At 67.2% G+C, this 17,467-nt stretch carries 13 protein-coding genes; 7 read left to right on the top strand and 6 right to left on the bottom strand.

Annotated features, from left to right (window positions below):
• Positions 1–133: 133 nt before the first annotated feature.
• Complete coding sequence (locus AC1EJR_RS04565) at positions 134–1,342, top strand: NAD(P)/FAD-dependent oxidoreductase (RefSeq protein ID WP_477113030.1); 1,209 nt, start codon at positions 134–136, stop codon at positions 1,340–1,342.
• Between the two features lie 101 nt (positions 1,343–1,443).
• Positions 1,444–1,719, top strand: a complete 276-nt coding sequence (locus tag AC1EJR_RS04560) for a YcgL domain-containing protein (protein WP_477146880.1) — start codon at positions 1,444–1,446, stop codon at positions 1,717–1,719.
• 12 nt (positions 1,720–1,731) lie between these two features.
• Here the strand turns inward: AC1EJR_RS04560 and paoC are convergent, their stop codons facing one another.
• The 4 genes from paoC to AC1EJR_RS04540 form a co-directional block, all read right to left on the bottom strand.
• Positions 1,732–3,948: an aldehyde oxidoreductase molybdenum-binding subunit PaoC gene (paoC, locus tag AC1EJR_RS04555; protein ID WP_092294989.1), complete on the bottom strand. Its 2,217-nt coding sequence runs from the start codon at positions 3,946–3,948 to the stop codon at positions 1,732–1,734.
• Positions 3,949–3,972: 24 nt separating this feature from the next.
• Entirely contained in the window at positions 3,973–4,923 is a 951-nt protein-coding gene (locus tag AC1EJR_RS04550) for an FAD binding domain-containing protein (RefSeq protein ID WP_477113028.1), read from the bottom strand.
• A complete protein-coding gene (gene paoA, locus AC1EJR_RS04545) occupies positions 4,920–5,588 on the bottom strand; it encodes an aldehyde dehydrogenase iron-sulfur subunit PaoA (RefSeq protein ID WP_092294992.1) in 669 nt (222 codons plus the stop codon). The genes AC1EJR_RS04550 and paoA overlap by 4 nt, the downstream gene beginning before the upstream one ends.
• Positions 5,589–5,722: 134 nt before the next feature.
• On the bottom strand, positions 5,723–6,637 hold the full coding sequence (locus tag AC1EJR_RS04540; protein WP_369823431.1) for a LysR family transcriptional regulator: 915 nt from the start codon (positions 6,635–6,637) through the stop codon (positions 5,723–5,725).
• Between the two features lie 108 nt (positions 6,638–6,745).
• On the opposite strand from AC1EJR_RS04540, the gene AC1EJR_RS04535 reads away from it, so the two are divergent.
• Both AC1EJR_RS04535 and AC1EJR_RS04530 read left to right on the top strand, forming a co-directional pair.
• Entirely contained in the window at positions 6,746–7,852 is a 1,107-nt protein-coding gene (locus tag AC1EJR_RS04535; protein ID WP_441592712.1) for an NADH:flavin oxidoreductase/NADH oxidase, read from the top strand.
• 81 nt (positions 7,853–7,933) lie between these two features.
• The gene (locus AC1EJR_RS04530) at positions 7,934–8,344 is read left to right on the top strand and encodes a rubredoxin (protein ID WP_092294995.1); all 411 of its coding nucleotides are present in this window, start codon (positions 7,934–7,936) and stop codon (positions 8,342–8,344) included.
• Positions 8,345–8,437: 93 nt separating this feature from the next.
• Here AC1EJR_RS04530 and AC1EJR_RS04525 read toward each other — a convergent pair whose 3' ends face one another.
• Entirely contained in the window at positions 8,438–10,330 is a 1,893-nt protein-coding gene (locus AC1EJR_RS04525) for a lactonase family protein (RefSeq protein WP_477113026.1), read from the bottom strand.
• Positions 10,331–10,498: 168 nt separating this feature from the next.
• Positions 10,499–11,425 carry a LysR family transcriptional regulator gene (locus AC1EJR_RS04520; RefSeq protein WP_092294999.1) on the bottom strand — a complete coding sequence of 309 codons (927 nt, stop codon included), beginning with the start codon at positions 11,423–11,425 and terminating at the stop codon, positions 10,499–10,501.
• Positions 11,426–11,808: 383 nt separating this feature from the next.
• Here AC1EJR_RS04520 and AC1EJR_RS04515 point away from each other — a divergent pair, with 383 nt between their 5' ends.
• The 3 genes from AC1EJR_RS04515 to AC1EJR_RS04505 all read left to right on the top strand — a co-directional run bounded on the left by AC1EJR_RS04515 (position 11,809) and on the right by AC1EJR_RS04505 (position 17,466).
• The gene (locus AC1EJR_RS04515; RefSeq protein WP_092295001.1) at positions 11,809–12,726 is read left to right on the top strand and encodes an alpha/beta hydrolase; all 918 of its coding nucleotides are present in this window, start codon (positions 11,809–11,811) and stop codon (positions 12,724–12,726) included.
• Positions 12,727–12,907: 181 nt separating this feature from the next.
• Positions 12,908–14,173 carry an efflux RND transporter periplasmic adaptor subunit gene (locus AC1EJR_RS04510; RefSeq protein WP_092295002.1) on the top strand — a complete coding sequence of 422 codons (1,266 nt, stop codon included), beginning with the start codon at positions 12,908–12,910 and terminating at the stop codon, positions 14,171–14,173.
• A gap of 104 nt (positions 14,174–14,277) precedes the next feature.
• Entirely contained in the window at positions 14,278–17,466 is a 3,189-nt protein-coding gene (locus AC1EJR_RS04505; protein WP_441592708.1) for an efflux RND transporter permease subunit, read from the top strand.
• Position 17,467: the final 1 nt, after the last annotated feature.

Genomic DNA, 17,467 nt, shown 5'->3' with positions numbered 1-17,467 from the left:
GGCCGTGTGGCGCACCGCAATGTTTCATGCCATGCGCCATGGCGGCGCATTGGCGATGCATCGGCGCCCCGGCTGGGCGAACATCGGCGCGATGGCTTGCCGGCGCCGCCTTATCCGACTAAGGTTTCGGCCCATGACGAAGACGACTGACAACACGCCACGGGTTGCCGTGGTGGGCGCCGGCATTGTGGGCTGCTGTATCGCGCTGGCGCTGCGCAAGCGCGGCGCCGACGTGACGCTGATCGACCGGGACGCCCCCGCGCAGGGGTGCAGCTACGGCAATTCGGGCGCCATCAGCGTGAGTTCGGTGGCGCCGCTGGCCATGCCGGGCGTGCTGGCCTCGCTCCCCAAGATGCTGTTCGATCCGGAAAGTCCGCTCCATCTGCGGCTGGCCTACCTGCCCACGGCGGCGGCGTGGCTGACGCGCTTCGTCCTCTCGGCCGCGCCGGGGCGCGTGGCGGAGTCGGCGGCAGCGCTGGCCGCGCTCCACGCCAACGCCGGGGACCGCCACGAGGCGCTGGCGCGCGAAGTCGGCGTGCCCGAGCTGTTCATGCGGCGTGGCCATCTGCATCTTTATCCCGATGCTGCCGCGCTTGAGGCGGATGCGGCGGCGTGGCAGCTGCGCGAGCGCTTCGGCTTCCGCTTCGAACGGCTGGACCGGGCCGGCATCGAGGCGCTCGAGCCCGGCGTGGCGCCGCGCTACCAGGCGGGCGTCTTTCTGGCCGACCACGCCACCATCCGCAACCCGGCGCGCTACACGGAGGCGATTGCCGCGGCCTTCGTCGCGCGCGGCGGCCGGATCGTGCGCGACGAGATTCGCGGGATGCGCCGGCAGGACGGGGAATGGCTGCTGAGCGGTGCGGAAGGCCGCCACACGGCGGACCACGTGGTGGTGGCGGCGGGCGCCTGGTCGCGCCGGCTGCTGGACCCGCTGGGCGTGCGGCTACAGCTGGAGAGCCAGCGCGGCTATCACGTGCAGTTCACCAACCGGCACGACGCGGTGTCGCGCACCGTGGTGCTGACCGATCGCAAGATCTTCGTCACGCCGATGGAGGGCGGGCTGCGCGTGGGCGGCACGGTGGAGATCGCCGGGCTGGCGGCGCGGCCCGATCCGAAGCGCGCGGCCATCCTCGAACGTATTGCGCGGGAGACATTCAAGGGGCTCGAAGACGCCCACGTCACCACCTGGATGGGCCACCGGCCCTGCATGCCGGATTCGGTGCCCGTGGTGGGACCGGCCGACGGCCAGCCCGGCCTCTGGCTGGCGGTAGGCCACGGCCACCTGGGGCTGACCGACTCGGTCAACACGGCCGACCGGATCGCCGATGCGTTAATCCGTTAATCCGTTGGTGCATTAATACTTTGATACAGGGACGCCCTTGACCTCCGGCCGACCGGCATCCTAAAAATTAGACAGTTCCGTTCCTCTCGAAGGGTACCGTCGTGAAGATCTCGATACATCGTCGTGGTGTACGCGCTCTTTTCGTCGCGCACACACACCCGCTGGAAAACATCCCGCCCGCCATGCTCGCCTGGCTCGGTCCGCCCGAGCGGGTGGAGTCGTGCGATTTCGATCCCCACACGCCGCTGACCGGCCTTAGCGCCACCGAGGTCTGGAGTGCGCTGCAGCGTGACGGCTACTGCGCGGTGGACGAATGCCGCATCCTGGCCGAGGCGCGACACCGGCATCCGGTGTCGGCGCCCCAGCCGTGGGACTAGGGGCTCAGGCCCTCAGGCGGACAGGTCGGGCATCCGCCCGAGCAGCTTGTCGAGCGTGACCGGGTAGTCGCGCACGCGCACGCCGGTGGCGTTGAAGACCGCGTTGGCGATGGCGGCCCCCACGCCGCAGATGCCCAGCTCGCCCACGCCCTTGGCCTTCATCGGCGAGGACATCGGGTCGGTTTCGTCGAGGAACACCACCTCCTGCGGGCCGATGTCCGCATGCACGGGCACCTCGTAGCCGGCCAGGTCGTGGTTGATGAAGCAGCCCAGCCGCTTGTCAACCGCCAGCTCCTCCATCAGCGCCGCGCCCACGCCCATCGTCATCGCGCCGATCACCTGGCTGCGGGCCGACTTCGGGTTGAGGATGCGCCCGGCGGCGCAGACCGCCAGCATGCGGCGCACGCGGATCTCGCAGGTGTCCGCATCCACGCCGACTTCCACGAAATGGGCGCCGAAGGTGGATTGCTGGTAGCGGCGCGTGAGGTCGCCGAACTCGATGGTGTCTTCGGCCACGATGTCGCCGCGCGCGGCCACGGTGGCCAGCGGCACGGCGCGCCCGCCCGGGTTGTTGCCGCCGGCGCGGACCCGGCCGTTCTCGAACACGGCCGTGGCGGCATCAAGACCGGCCTGCGTGGCAATCGCCTCGCGCAGCTTCACGCACGCGGCGTAGACGCCGGCGGTGGAGCTGTTGCCGCCCCACTGGCCGCCCGAGCCGGACGAGACCGGGAAGGTCGAGTCGCCCAGCCGCACGATGACCTTGTCGATCGGCAGGCCCAGCATTTCGGCGGCAGTCTGGGCGATGATGGTGTAGCTGCCCGTGCCGATGTCGGTCATGTCGGTTTCCACGGTCACCATGCCGCGCTTGTCCAGCCGCACGCGCGCGCCGGACTTGGCCACCTGGTTGTTGCGGAACGCCGCCGCCACGCCCATGCCCACCAGCCACTGGCCGTCGCGCACCGCGCCGGGGCGCGTGGCGCGGCCCTTCCAGCCGAAGCGCTCGGCGCCGATGCGCAGGCAATCGACCAGACGCCGCTGCGAGAACGGGCGCTCGGGCTTCTCCGGGTCCACCTGGGTGTCATTGCGTACGCGGAATTCCACCGGATCGAGGCCGAGCTTGCCGGCCATCTCATCCATGGCGATCTCCAGCGCCATCATGCCGGGCGCCTCGCCGGGCGCGCGCATGGCGTTGCCTTCCGGCAGGTCCAGCGCGGACAGCCGCAGCGCGGTCATGCGATGGGCGCCGGCGTAGAGCAGGCGCGTCTGCTGCACCGCGTTCTCGGGCTTCACGCCGTCGATGTCGCCGGACCAGCTTTCATGGCCGATGGCGGTCAGCCGGCCGTCACGCCCGGCGCCGAGGCGGATGCGCTGGATCGTGGCGGGCCGGTGCGGCGTGTTGTTGAAGATCAGCGGGCGCGTCAGTGCCACCTTCACGGGCCGGTGTACCGCCCGCGCGCCGAGGGCGGCGAGCACGGCATCGGCGCGCACGAACAGCTTGCCGCCGAAGCCGCCGCCGATAAAGGGCGAGATCAGGCGCACGTTGTCCTTCGGCACGCCGAGCGTCTGGGCGAGGTCGCCCCGGCTCCAGTCGATCATCTGGTTGGAAGTCCACACCGTGAGCTGGTCGCCGGTCCAGCTCGCCATCGACGCATGGGGCTCCATCATCGCGTGGGCCTGGTCGGGGGTGGAGTAGGTGCCGTCCAGCTGCACCGGGGCCGCCGCGAAGGCGCCGGGGAAATCGCCCCGGGCCGATTCGGGCGTGCCGGACTTCGGGCGCGTGGCCCCGTCGCGTGAGGCGGCGAGGTCGAAGCTGCCGCGCTCGCGTTCATAGCGCACCCGCACCAGCTGCGCGGCGGCGCGTGCCTGCTCGAAGGTCTCGGCCACGACCAGCGCGATGGCCTGATGGTAGTGCTGCACCTCCGGGCCGCCCAGCAGCCGCGCGTTATTGAAGCGGCCCTTGCCGAGCGTGCCGGCGTTGGCGGCGGTGACGATGGCCAGCACGCCCGGCGCGCGGTGCGCGGCGTCGGTGTCGATGCCGGCGATGCGGCCCTTGGCGATGCCGGCGCCCACCACGTAGCCATAGGCGGCGTTGCGGGCAACGTCGTGCCATTCATAGGCGTAGCGGGCGACGCCGGTGGTCTTGAGCGGGCCGTCGATGCGGTTGAGCGGCTGGCCGACCACCTTGAGCTGGTCGATCGGATTGGTGGTGGCGGGCGTGTCGAATTTCATCGGAGCGTCCTTGTTTCCGTTCGGTCAGCGCTTGGCCTGCAGCAGCACGGCGCCGAGCGTGCGCTCGGCCAGCGCCACCTTGAAGGTGTTCTCGGGCGTGGGCGTGGCGCCTTCCAGCAGGCGCTGCGTGACGGCGCGCGCGCCCCGCGGCAGGTCCGCCTCGGCGGCTTCCACGCGCCACGGCTTGTGCGCCACGCCGCCCAGCGCCACGCGGCCGGTGCCGTCGCGCTGGACGATGGTAGCCACCGAGACCAGCGCGAACGCGTACGAGGCCCGGTCACGCACCTTGCGGTAGGCGTGCACGCCGCCGAGCGGACGCGGCAACGTGACGGCCGTGATCAGCTCGCCGGGCAGCAGCGCGGTCTCGATATGCGGCGTGTTGCCAGGCAGGCGATGGAAATCGGCAATCGGGATGACGCGCGCGGCGCCATTCGGCTGGACGGTTTCCACGGAGGCGTCGAGCAGGCGCATGGCCACGGCCATATCGCTCGGATGGGTGGCGATGCACGCCTCGCTCACGCCGATCACCGCGTGCTGGCGCGTGACGCCGCCGATGGCCGAGCAGCCGCTGCCCGGCGTGCGCTTGTTGCACGGCAGGTTGGTGTCGTAGAAGTAGGGGCAGCGGGTGCGTTGCAGCAGGTTACCGGCCGTGGTGGCCTTGTTGCGCAACTGGCCCGAGGCGCCGGCCAGCAGCGCGCGGGACAGTACGCCGTAGTCGCGCCGCACGCGGGTATCGGCGGCCAGGTCGGTATTGCGCACCAGCGCGCCCACGCGCAGGCCGCCCTCGGCGGTGGGCTCGATCTTGTCGAGCCGCAGGCCGTTCACGTCGATCAGGTGCGAGGGGGACTCGATGCCGAGCTTCATCAGGTCGAGCAGGTTGGTCCCGCCCGCGATAAAGCGGCTGTCCGGCGTGCGCGCGGCGGCTGCGGCGGCCTCCGCCGGGGTCTTGGCGCGTTCGTAGCTGAAGGGATTCATGCCTGCCTCCCGGCCACTTCGGTCATGGCGTCGGCGATGTTGGCGTAGGCGCCGCAGCGGCAGATATTGCCGCTCATGCGCTCGCGGAACTCCACCACGGTCATCTGGGGCCGCGCGTTGAGGTCGGCGCTGACATGGCTGGGAATGCCCTGGCGGATCTCGTCGAGCACAGCCACGGCGGAGCAGATCTGCCCCGGCGTGCAATAGCCGCACTGGTAGCCGTCATGCTTGACGAAGGCGGCCTGCATCGGATGCAGGCTGTTGGGCGTGCCCAGGCCCTCGATGGTGGTGACCTTGCCCCCGTCGTGCATCACGGCCAGCGACAGGCAGGCGTTGATGCGCCGCCCATCGGCCATCACCGTGCAGGCGCCGCACTGGCCGTGGTCGCAACCCTTCTTGGTGCCGGTGAGGTGCAGGTGCTCGCGCAGGGCATCGAGCAGCGTGGTGCGGGTGTCCAGCTTGAGCGTGTGGCGGCGCCCATTGACGTCGAGCGTGACGCTGGCCACCACGGGCGGGCGGCTGGCGTTGGGGGAGGGCGAGGGGGTGTTTACATTAGTGGGGCTGTCCTGCGCCTGGGCGGCTGGCACGGCCGCTGCGGTGGCCGATGCCGCGCCCGCCTTGAGCAGGTCACGCCGTGACATTCTGATGTCGCCGAAATCTTCCATGGGGGGCATCCTTGTTTTGTGGACTTTCGGGCAAGGCAAACCGGAATGATAGGAGGCGTGGCCCACAAAGGGTAGACGCAGGAATCTGCATACACTTGTTAGCTGTGCTCATGAATGCAGGCCATCGGCGCCCGTCACAGCTCCGGTGGCAGCAGGCAGACCATGCTGCCGCAGGCCGCCTCGATCCGTTGGCGGAGGTACCGGATCACGCCCGTGGCGCGTGCCGACAGGGGCCATTCGGCACGATGGATCCACCACAGCGTGTCCACCACCGGCGGACCGCATTCGGCCACCTTGACCGGGCGGGTGCGCTCCCACGCCTCGCGGGCGAAGCGTGGCACCACGGTGAAGCCGAGCCCCCGCGCCACCGGCTCGTGCAGCATGCCAATCTGGTTGCTGAAGCCGCGCCTAGGCAGGTGGAACGCCCCTGGGTTGCCGGGAAAGCGCCGACTCAGCAGCCGGTTGGCCATCGCCTGGCCTTCGGCATGGTCGATGAAGCCGATGCGCACGAGATCGTCCCAGCTATGGACTTCCTCGTCGGGCGGGATCACCAGTTCCAGCGGTTCCTCGATGAACGGCGTGGCCGTCAGGCGCGTGTCGTCCGGCTTGAGCGTGACGATGCCGAGTTCGTAGCGGTTGTGCAGCACCGCCTCCAGCACCTCGGTATCGGGCGCGAAGCGGTGCCGCACGGCCAGCCCGGGATGCTCCTGCTGGAGGTCCAGCAGCATCGGGTAGATAAATAGGCCGATGCTCCCTGGCGTGATCAGCGCCACCTCGCCCTGTGTGGCATCGGCGTCGGAGAGCCGCGAGGCCAGCCGCTCATGCGCCTGGTTCACCTCGGCGCAGTATTCGAGCAGCGCCGCGCCCGCCGGGGTCAGTTCCAGGGCGCGGGGGCGCCGGATCAGCAGTGATCCATACATCTCTTCGAGATGCCTTACGTGTTGACTGACGGCGGCCTGGGTCAGCCCGAGGCGGTCTGCCGTGCGCGTGAAGTTGCCCAGCTCGGCCAGGGTGGCGAAGGACTTCAGCCATTGCGGGTTCACCATCATGGATTCACCATAACAAACTCTTATTGCGACGATAATTGCCAGATAGTTTTCATTATAGCGGCGCCCGCCTACGATTGGCACCCTCGACAACACCCCCGGAGCCATCCGATGAGCGACGCCGCTTTGTTCACCCCCTTCACGCTGAAAGACGTCACGCTGCGCAACCGCATCGCCATTCCGCCGATGTGCCAGTACAGCGCCGTCGACGGTGTCACCAACGACTGGCATCTGGCGCATTACACCGGGCTGGCGCGTGGCGGTGCGGGCCTGGTGATCGTCGAGGCCACGGCCGTGTCGCCGGAAGGCCGCATCTCCCCGGGTTGCACCGGCCTGTGGAACGACGAGCAGATGGCCGGCATGGCGCGCATTGCCGCCGCGATCAAGGCCGGCGGTGCCGTGGCCGGCATCCAGATCGCCCACGCCGGCCGCAAGGCCAGCGCCAACCGGCCCTGGGAAGGCGACGACCATATCGCCGAAGACGATGCGCGCGGCTGGCCGACCATCGCCCCGTCTGCCGTGCCGTTCGGCGCCCACCTGCCCAAGGTGCCGAAGGCGATGACGCTCGACGACATCGCCCGCGTGCAGGCCGACTTCGTGGCCGCCGCCAAGCGCGCGCTGGAAGCCGGCTTCCAGTGGCTTGAGCTGCACTTCGCGCACGGCTACCTCGCCCAGAGCTTCTTCTCGCGCCACGCCAACCAGCGTACCGATGGCTATGGCGGCGACGTGGCCGGCCGCAGCCGCTTCCTGCTGGAAACGCTGGCCGCCGTGCGCGAAGTCTGGCCGAAGAACCTGCCGCTGACCGCGCGCTTTGGCGTGATCGAATATGACGGCGACGACGCCCGCACGCTCGACGAATCGATCCAGCTGACCCGTGCGATGCGCGAGGGCGGGCTCGACATGCTCAATGTCAGCGTCGGCTTCACCATCCCCGACGCGCAGATCCCGTGGGGCCCGGCCTTCCTGGCCCCGGTGGCCGAGCGCGTGCGCCGCGAGGCCGGCCTGCCGGTGGCGGCGTCGTGGGGCATCGACAATCCGGCCATTGCCAACCAGGCCGTTGCCGATGGCCAGATCGACCTCGTCATGGTGGGTCGCGCGCTGCTGTCCAACCCGCACTGGCCCTATCAGGCGGCCATGGCGCTGAACGTGGAACGCCCGTCGTGGGTGCTGCCGGCGCCGTATGCGCACTGGCTCGAGCGCTACCGGGTGCAGCAGTAAGGCGGATCCCGGCGGCGCGGCTTGAAGCGCCGCCGATCATCCCCATCTAGGCGCCTTTGCCGCCCTCAACCCGATCGACGCATGTACAAGAAAGGCTCCGTCCTAGAACTTCAGTTTTCCCCGCAACGCCTGAACGATGGCGCTGGTGATCCGTTCTGGATCGACTTCACGCTGGAGGAGACCCAGGCGCTGATGGCGAGGCTCCAGGGTCACATGGCCGATCTGGCGAGCGCCACGGCCGCGCCGCTGGTCTTCAGTCTCGATGACCCCGAAACCAGCCAGGACGCCCCCGCCAGCGCCGGGAAGCCAGCGGCCCCCGAAGCGGAATTCAAGCAATGGGTGTGCATCATCTGCGGCTGGGTCTACGACGAAGCGGCCGGCCTGCCCGAGGACGGCATCGCGCCCGGCACGCGCTGGGAAGACATTCCGGACGACTGGCGCTGCCCCGAGTGCGACGTGGGCAAGGAAGACTTCGCGATGGTGGAGTTCTGAGCGGTCCGAGCTGATCAGTACCTGAAATGAAAAACAGGGCGGGAATGCATCCCCGCCCTGTTTTTTTTGGCTTTTCCCCTCAGGCGGTGGCGCCTACCACGGCACGCTGTACAGCAGTGTCGGCGCGGCCAGGATCGACACGGTTGCGGGCGTCAGCGGCGTCAGCGCACCGGTCACGCCGATAACGTACTGGCGGATTTCGAGGCTGCTGGCATTCGGCACATAAAGGAAGCGCCCGGTCGGGTCGATCGTCGGCGCGCCGGGAAGGGTGCCCGCGGCAACGGTGGGCTGGGGCATCGCCACCAGCGTGCCATCGGCGGCGATCGTGTACTGCGAGATCCTGCCGGATGCCGGGCTCGTGGCGTACAGGTAGCGGCCCGAAGGGTCGATGCTGAGGTGCTGTGGCTGCCCGTCGGTGGCAATGAGCACGGCCGGCAGGGGCGTCACATTGCCTGCACCGTCGACGCGATACTCCATGATTCGGTTATTGATGGGGTCCGCCACATACAGATAGCTCTTGGAAGGATGCATCGCCAGCGCTGACGGCGCCACAGCCAGGGCGAGATGGCTGCTGGAGGTCAGCGAGCCATCCGGGGCGATCGCAAAGACGTCGAACCCCGGTGTGGCGGACGAGCTGGCAATCAGGTACTGGCCATCGGGCGTAGCGACCATCCTATCGGGCCGGAAGGTCGTCCCAATCGGGGTCGTCGGGGTCGTCATGTTGCCGAGGACATCGAGAGTGGCGGTGCGGATGTTGAATACGTCACTTCCCACGAAGAGGAACCGTCCGAGGGGGTCGCGCAACAGGCTGGTGGGCGTGCCGCCGTAGGCCCAGTTCCCCGCGCTGCTGATCCACGTGCCGTCCGCGGCCACGTCGAACTTGTACGTCCATCCGCTCGTCGTCGAAAAGTACAGCGTTCTCAAGCTGTCGTCATAGGCCATGGCGATCGGATCCCCGCTGTAGCCATAGGCATTGCCGGAAATGACCAGCTGGCCGTCCGACATCACGCTGTAGACGTCCGTCCGCGTGGCGAAGGCGGCCGGCATGTAGAGGGTGCCAATCGGCTGCGAGGTGCAGATCACTGCGATATTCGTGACGTTGGCGGCGGCCACCGTGCCGGAGCTGTTCACCACGGTACAGGTCTGCCCGAGTGGCAGGGTGTTGATGGTGACATTGAAGGTGCCGCCCGTCGGAAGGGCGGTCGGCATGGTGAATCCGCCGTTCTCGGAAATCGTGAGGAAGTCCGTGCCGTTGTTGGCCAGGGTGACCTGGCTCGACAGACCCGCCACGGTGCCGCCCACACTGTATGTGGTCGTGGCGCAAACCACGTCCACCGAGGCAATGTCCGCGATGACCGCGCTGCCTTGGTGCCCATTCACGGTGCAGGTCTGGTCGGCCGGCTGGGCGGATACCGTTACGAGGTAGCTGCCGTTGTAGGGCACGGGTGTCGGAAAGCTGAACGTGCCATTCGCGCTCAGGGTCAGGGTATCCGCGCCATTGTTGTGCAGGACGACCGACTGCCCGCCAGCCAGTCCGCTGACCTTGCCACCGACGGTGAAGCGAGTGGTGGCACAGACCACGGCGATATTTGTGACCGCTGCGGTCACACCGGCCCCGGCGCCGCCTGCCACCGAGCAGACCTGTCCGGCCGGCTGCTGGGCGATGGTGACCGCGTAGCCGCCGTTATGCGCCACGGGCGTGGCGAAGGTAAAGCTGCCGTCGGCGGACAGCGTCAGCGCATCCTGCCAGTTGTTTTGGAGCACCAGTTGGCTGCCGGCGGCGAGGCCGGCGAGGGTGCCGCCAATGGCGTACGGGCCGGGTGGGGCCGGCACTGTGGGCGCCGTGGGCACTGCCGGTGCCTCGGTGGATTCGTCCGCCGCGCATCCGCCCAACAGCAGGGCGGTGAACAGCGCGAGGCATGGCAGAAAGGCGGCTTGTACGCGCAAAGGCCGCGCGGCGTGGCGCCAGCGCAGGAGATGGCTCATGATTGGACCCGTTTGTGATTATTGTTGATAAGTCAAGCGACAGAAACGTAGCAAGAAAACCGGCGTGAATCAATACGGCGCGATCCATCCCCGCTTCGTGTTGGACGCTGAAATGAAAAAACCCCTTGCACAGCGGTGCAAGGGGTTTGCGGACCGGTCTGGCAAGGCCTACGCCGCCAGTTGCTGCGGCGCCACGCCGAAGTGCGGATGCCGGGAGAACAGGTCGGCCGCCCAGTTCACGAAGACCCGCACTTTCGCCGACAGGTGGCGGTTCTGCGGGTACATCGCCGAAATCGGTAATTCCTCGGTCTGCCAGTCACCCATGACCTCGACCAGCCGGCCGCTCTGGACGTAGGGCTCCGCCATTGCCCGCGAAATCTGGGCGATGCCGTGGCCTTCCAGCGCGCAGCCGATGTAGACATCGGCGTCGTTGGTGGAGATGGCCGAGGGCAGCAGGATCTCGCTGCTCTCGCCGCCGCGTGACAACGTCCACGGCATTTCGCGGCCGTGCCGGTTGGACAGATAGTTGATGGCCTTGTGCTGCGCCAGCTCGGTCAGGTCGGCGGGTGTGCCAAAACGCCGCAGGTAGATCGGCGAGGCAAAGAACGCCAGTTTGACCTGGCCCAGGCGCCGCGCCACCATCGCCTCATCCAGCGAGCCCACGCGCAGCACCAAGTCCACGCCTTCCTGGAGCAGATCGATCGGCTTGCCGTTGATGGTCAGCTCGAGCTTCAGTTCCGGGTAGGCATTGTAGAAGTCGTGCAGGTGGGGAATCAGCACCATCCGCGCGAGAGCCGCCGTGGTATCTACGCACAGCGTGCCCCGTGGCGAGTTGTTGTGGCGCGTCAGTGACTGTTCAGCTTCCTCCACGTCCGCGAGAATGCGCACGCAGCGTTCGTAATAGGCGGCGCCGTCCGTGGTCACGCTGATACGCCGCGTGGTCCGGTGCAGCAGCTTGACGCCGAGATGGGTCTCCAGGTTCTGGATCAGGCGGGTGAGCGTGGCTTTTGGCAGGTCCAGGGACTCCGCCGCGCGCGCAAAGCTGCCGACATCCACCACCCGAGTGAATGCCTGCATAGAGACAAGACGATCCATGATGTTGCTTCCGAAAGGGGTGAGACCGGGGGCTACGTTCCGAAGGATGGTGTCTGGCGGGAGTGGGGTCGCGCATGTCAAGTGCGTGCCCTGGGTTTGCTGCCGGCGGTCCGCCAGTGGCGGCCGGAGCGGGGATGGGTGGAGGTCTGGGGGCTCGGTGGCGGGCGCGGTTCCCCAACCGTGCGTGCACCGAGGACCGGAGTGAATCACATTTCCGGTGTCCTTGCCAAGCGTGTGGTTTCACTTCTCGCAACACTCTGGCGATTATTCCACTCCAGAAACAGTGCGTTGGCAATCTCCAGCTTTATCCCAATCGGGTCAATCACCATAATTCGTTGCATCGCAACACAGTATCGACGGCCCGTGCAGGCGTCGTAACCACCATGTCAAAGACCGTGAATCCCATCACCCCCGCCGTGAAACCGGCTGCAGGCAAGGGAGAAGCGCGCGCTGAGCAATACATGGTGGCGAGCGGCGACCGCGAGATCAAGGTCTGCGTGGCCTATCCCGCCGGGTATGCACCGGCGGCGGGCAGCACCGAGTTGCTGCCGTGGCTGGTGTACCTGCACGCGGGCGGTTTTGTCGAAGGTGGCGTGGAAGCGGCACAGGCATTGGCGCGGGATCTGGCGAAGTCGGTCCCGGCCGTGGTGGTGACGCCGGCGTATTCGCTGGCGCCTGACCATCCGTTTCCGGCCGCGCCGGAAGATGCGGTGAATACGGCGGTCTGGGTGCTCAAGCACGCCAAGAAGCTGAAGGTGGACAAGCTGCGCTTCGCGCTGGTCGGCGAGGAAGCCGGCGGCAATCTCGCGATTGCGCTGGCGCAGATGCTGCGTGACCGCGGCCTGCCGCAGCCCGCCGGGCAATGGCTGATCCGCCCCGTAACGGACCCGTGCCTCCAGCACGCGTCGATGTGCACGACCGGCCAGGTGCCGATGGAGATGCTGCGCCGCCTGGCCTGCAACTATCGTGATTACCTGCCCACGCCGGCCGCCAGCGTGCACCCGTATGCGGCACCGGCCATGGCATCGCGCCTGGTGGGGCTGCCGTCCACGCTGGTGCAGGTGGCCGAGAAAGATGCGTTGCGCGCCGAGGGCGAAGCCTTCGCGGCAAAACTCGTCAAGGCGGGCATTCCGGCCCGCACCCTGATCATGCCCGGCGCCTGTGGCGACGGGGTGGAAGAATCCCATGAGCAGTGCCAGGCATGGGTCAACGAAGGTGCGCGGTTCTTGCGCGAGTGTTTTGCGCAAACCGACGATACCTCATCACCGGCCGAACGCCGGCCCGGCGCTCAAGGAGCCTGAGCGACCGGAGCAAGTTAGCCAGCGCCCTTTGAGGCTGGCAGCGGTAGTGGCATAGCCCCGTCCATCCAGGCGGGGACGAACCCTTGTTTCCCATTTTTCCGGGCCTTCCAGCCCGGCGGGGGGCGTTCGGCCTTTTGCTTTTCCAGTTGAAGAAAACCCGACGAACACGGAGTGAAGAAAAATGAATCATCAGTCTCGACGCACGCTGATCGCCATTGCCATCGTGGCAATCCTGGGCGCCGGCGTGGCGACCTCGGTTCTGCGTCCCTGGCACGGCGGGGAAGCACAGGCCAACCCGGCACCGTCCGCCCCTGCGGTGGAAGTGGCGGCGGCTGTGGGGCAGACCATCACCGAATGGGATGAATTCTCGGGCCGCATCGAGGCCGTGGACCGCGTGGAGATTCGTCCGCGCGTCTCCGGCACCATCGACACGGTGCATTTCCGCGAAGGCTCCATCGTGAAGAAGGGCGATCCGCTGTTCACGATCGACCCGCGTCCCTATGCGGCCGAAGTGGCCCGTGCCGACGCCGCGCTGAACGCGGCCCAGGTGCGCGCCAGCCACGCGCAGAGCGAAAAGGTACGCGCCCAGCGCCTGCTGGATGACAACGCCATTTCGAAGCGCGAGTTCGACGAGCGCATCAACGCTGCCAGCGAGACCACCGCCGACGTGCGTGGCGCGCAGGCTGCGCTGGAAGTGGCGCGCCTGAACCTGAGCTACACGCGCATCGTTGCACCGGTTTCGGGCAAGGTGTCGCGTGCGGAAATCACGGTGGGCAACCTCGTGGCGGCGGGTGCGGCTTCGCCGCCGCTGACCACGGTGGTGTCGGTCTCGCCGGTGTACGCGAGCTTCGACGTGGACGAGCAGAGCTACCTGCGCTACACGGCGCCGGGCGCCGGCGGCGGCAAGAACGACCTGCCGGTGTTCGTCGGCCTGGCCAACGAGGACGACTACCCGCACAAGGGCAAGATCCACTCGGTGGACAACCGCCTCGATACGCGCAGCGGCACCATCCGCGTGCGCGCGGTGTTCGACAACGCCGACGGCCGCCTGCTGCCGGGCCTCTATGCCAAGGTCAAGCTCGGGGGCGGCACGCCGCACCCGGCGGTGCTGATCAATGACCGCGCCATCGGCACGGACCAGGGCAAGAAGTTCGTGCTGGTGGTGGACAAGGCCAACAAGCTGGTCTACCGCGAGGTGAACCTCGGGCCGTCGTTCGAAGGGCTGCGCGTGATCCGCAAGGGTCTGCAGCCGGGCGAGAACATCGTCGTGAATGGCCTGATGCGCGTGCGTCCGGGCGATACCGTGGCGCCGAAGCCGGTGGCCATGGCCTATCGCAGCGAACTCGAACCGCGTGGCACCACGCCGGACCGCAAGCAGGCTGCCGAGGACAAGGCGGGCCAGGCCGACAAGCCTGCCGAAGCCGCAGCGGCCAAGACCGTGAGCTGAGCACTACCCCGCAGTACGCACAGGTAGCTTAATTTTTTCTCCCTTGCAGCATATGGCGTCCGCTCCGGCGGACGGCCAGGGGGAGTGCTTTCGCCGAGACCAAGATGAATCTCTCGAAATTCTTTATCGATCGCCCGATCTTCGCGGGCGTGTTGTCGGTGCTGATCTTCCTGATCGGCGCCATCTCGATGTTCAAGTTACCGATCTCGGAGTATCCCGAGGTGGTGCCGCCGTCGGTGGTGGTGCGCGCGCAGTTCCCGGGCGCCAACCCGAAGGTGATCGCCGAAACGGTGGCCACGCCGCTGGAAGAGCAGATCAATGGCGTCGAGGACATGCTCTACATGAACTCGCAGGCCAACAGTGACGGCAACCTCACGCTGACGGTGACCTTCAAGCTCGGCACGGACCCGGACAAGGCCCAGCAGCTGGTGCAGAACCGCGTCTCGCAGGCCGAGCCGCGCCTGCCCGAGGACGTGCGCCGCCTGGGTATCACGACCGTCAAGAGCTCGCCCGACCTGACCATGGTGGTCCACCTGGTCTCGCCGAACGACCGCTACGACATGACGTACCTGCGCAACTACGCGCTGATCAACGTGAAGGACCGCCTTGCGCGGATCCAGGGCGTGGGTCAGGTGCAGATGTTCGGCGCGGGCGATTACTCGATGCGCGTGTGGCTGAACCCGGAGAAGATCGCCGAGCGCCATCTTGCCGCGTCCGACGTGGTCAAGGCCATCCGCGAGCAGAACGTGCAGGTGGCAGCCGGTGTGATCGGCCAGTCGCCGTCGCTGCCTGGCACTGACCTGCAACTGTCGGTGAACGCGCAGGGCCGTCTGCAGACCGTCGAGGAATTCGGCGACATCGTCGTCAAGACCTCGTCCGACGGCGTGGTGACCTACCTGAAGGACATCGCCCGCATCGAACTCGGTGCGTCGGAGTACGCGCTGCGCTCGCTGCTGGACAACAAGTCCGCCGTGGCGCTGCCGATCTTCCAGGCACCGGGCTCCAACGCCATCCAGATCTCGGATGACGTGCGCAAGACCATGGCCGAGCTCAAGGAGAACATGCCGGAAGGCGTGGACTACAGCATCGTCTATGACCCCACGCAGTTCGTGCGCCATAGTATCGAGGCCGTGGTTCACACGCTGTTCGAGGCCATCGCGCTGGTGGTGCTGGTGGTGATCCTGTTCCTGCAGACCTGGCGCGCGTCGATCATCCCGCTGCTGGCGGTGCCGGTGTCGATCGTCGGTACCTTCGGCCTGATGCATGCGTTCGGCTTCTCGATCAACGCGCTGTCGCTGTTCGGCCTTGTGCTGGCCATCGGTATCGTGGTGGACGATGCGATCGTGGTGGTGGAGAACGTCGAACGGAACATCGAGGAAGGACTCTCGCCGAAGGAGGCCACCTACAAGGCCATGCGCGAAGTGAGCGGCCCGATTATCGCCATCGCGCTGACGCTGATCGCCGTCTTCGTGCCGCTGGCCTTCATGACGGGCCTGACCGGCCAGTTCTACAAGCAGTTCGCGCTGACGATCTCGATCTCGACGATCATCTCGGCCTTCAACTCGCTGACGCTGTCGCCGGCGCTGTCGGCCCTGCTGCTGCGCGGCCATGATGCGCCGAAGGACTGGCTCACGCGTGGCATGGACAAGGTCTTCGGCGGCTTCTTCAAGCGCTTCAACCGGTTCTTCCACCGCAGCTCCGATAACTATGGCCGCGGCGTGACGGGTGTGATCCGTCGCAAGGGTGCGGTGTTCGGCGTCTATGCCGTGATGCTGGTGGCCACGTGGGGCGTGTTCCAGATGGTGCCGAAGGGCTTCGTGCCGGCGCAGGACAAGCAGTACCTGGTGAGCTTTGCCAAGCTGCCGGACGGCGCCACGCTGGACCGTACGGAAGACGTGATCCGCCGCATGTCGGATATCGCCCTCAAGCATCCGGGCGTGGAATCGGCCATTGCGTTCCCGGGCCTGTCGATCAACGGCTTCACCAACAGCCCGAGCGCCGGCATTGTGTTTGTCTCGCTCGATCCGTTCGATCAGCGCAAGAGCAAGGAGTTGTCCGGCGATGCCATCGCAGCGGATCTGAACAAGCAGTACGGTGCGATCCAGGACGCGTTCATCGCCGTGTTCCCGCCGCCGCCCGTGCAGGGCCTGGGCACCATCGGCGGTTTCAAGCTGATGATCGAGGATCGCGCCGCGCTGGGTTATGACGCGCTGTTCGATGCGACCAATGCGTTCATGGGCAAGGCACGCGCCACGCCGGAGCTGGCTGGCATCTTCAGCAACTACCAGGTGAACGTGCCGCAGCTCGACGTGCAGCTGGACCGTACCAAGGCCAAGCAGCTCGGCGTGCCGGTGACGGACGTGTTCGATACGCTGCAGACCTACCTTGGCTCGGCGTACGTGAACGACTTCAACAAGTTCGGCCGTACGTATCAGGTGAAGGTGCAGGCAGATGCGCAGTTCCGCGCCCATGCCGAGGACATCCTGCAACTGAAGACCCGCAACGTGAATGGCGACATGGTGCCGCTGTCCTCGCTGGTCCAGGTGAAGCAGGGCTTTGGCCCGGACAGCGTGGTGCGCTACAACGGCTTCACGGCCGCTGACATGAACGGCGGTCCGGCACCGGGCTTCTCGTCGGGTCAGGCGCAGGCTGCAGCCGAGCGCATCGCCGCCGAAACGCTGCCGAAGGGTATCAAGTTCGAATGGACCGAGCTGACCTATCAGGACATCCTGGCCGGCAACGCGGGTGTGTGGATCTTCCCGCTGTGCGTGCTGCTGGTGTTCCTGGTGCTGGCAGCCCAGTACGAGAGCCTGACGCTGCCGCTGGCCGTGATCCTGATCGTACCGATGAGCCTGCTGGCCGCCATGACCGGCGTGTGGCTGACGCGTGGTGACAACAATATCTTCACGCAGATCGGTTTCATCGTGCTGGTGGGGCTGTCCGCGAAGAACGCGATCCTGATCGTCGAATTCGCACGGGAACTGGAGCACCACGGCCGTACGGTGGTGCAGGCCGCGATCGAAGCGAGCCGCCTGCGTCTGCGCCCGATTCTGATGACGTCGTTCGCGTTCATCATGGGTGTGGTGCCGCTGGTGGTCTCGACCGGCGCCGGCTCGGAAATGCGTCATGCGATGGGCGTGGCGGTGTTCGCGGGCATGCTCGGCGTGACGTTCTTCGGCCTGTTCCTGACGCCGGTGTTCTACGTGGCGCTGCGCCTGTGGGCCACCCGTGGCCAGCGTAAGGCCGTGGCGAATGACGCCTCGGCTTCGCACGCGGTGGCATCGGCGGAATAAG

The sequence above is a fragment of the Cupriavidus sp. 05T42 genome (assembly GCF_056396345.1).
This window is presented reverse-complemented; position numbering and strand designations above follow the sequence as displayed.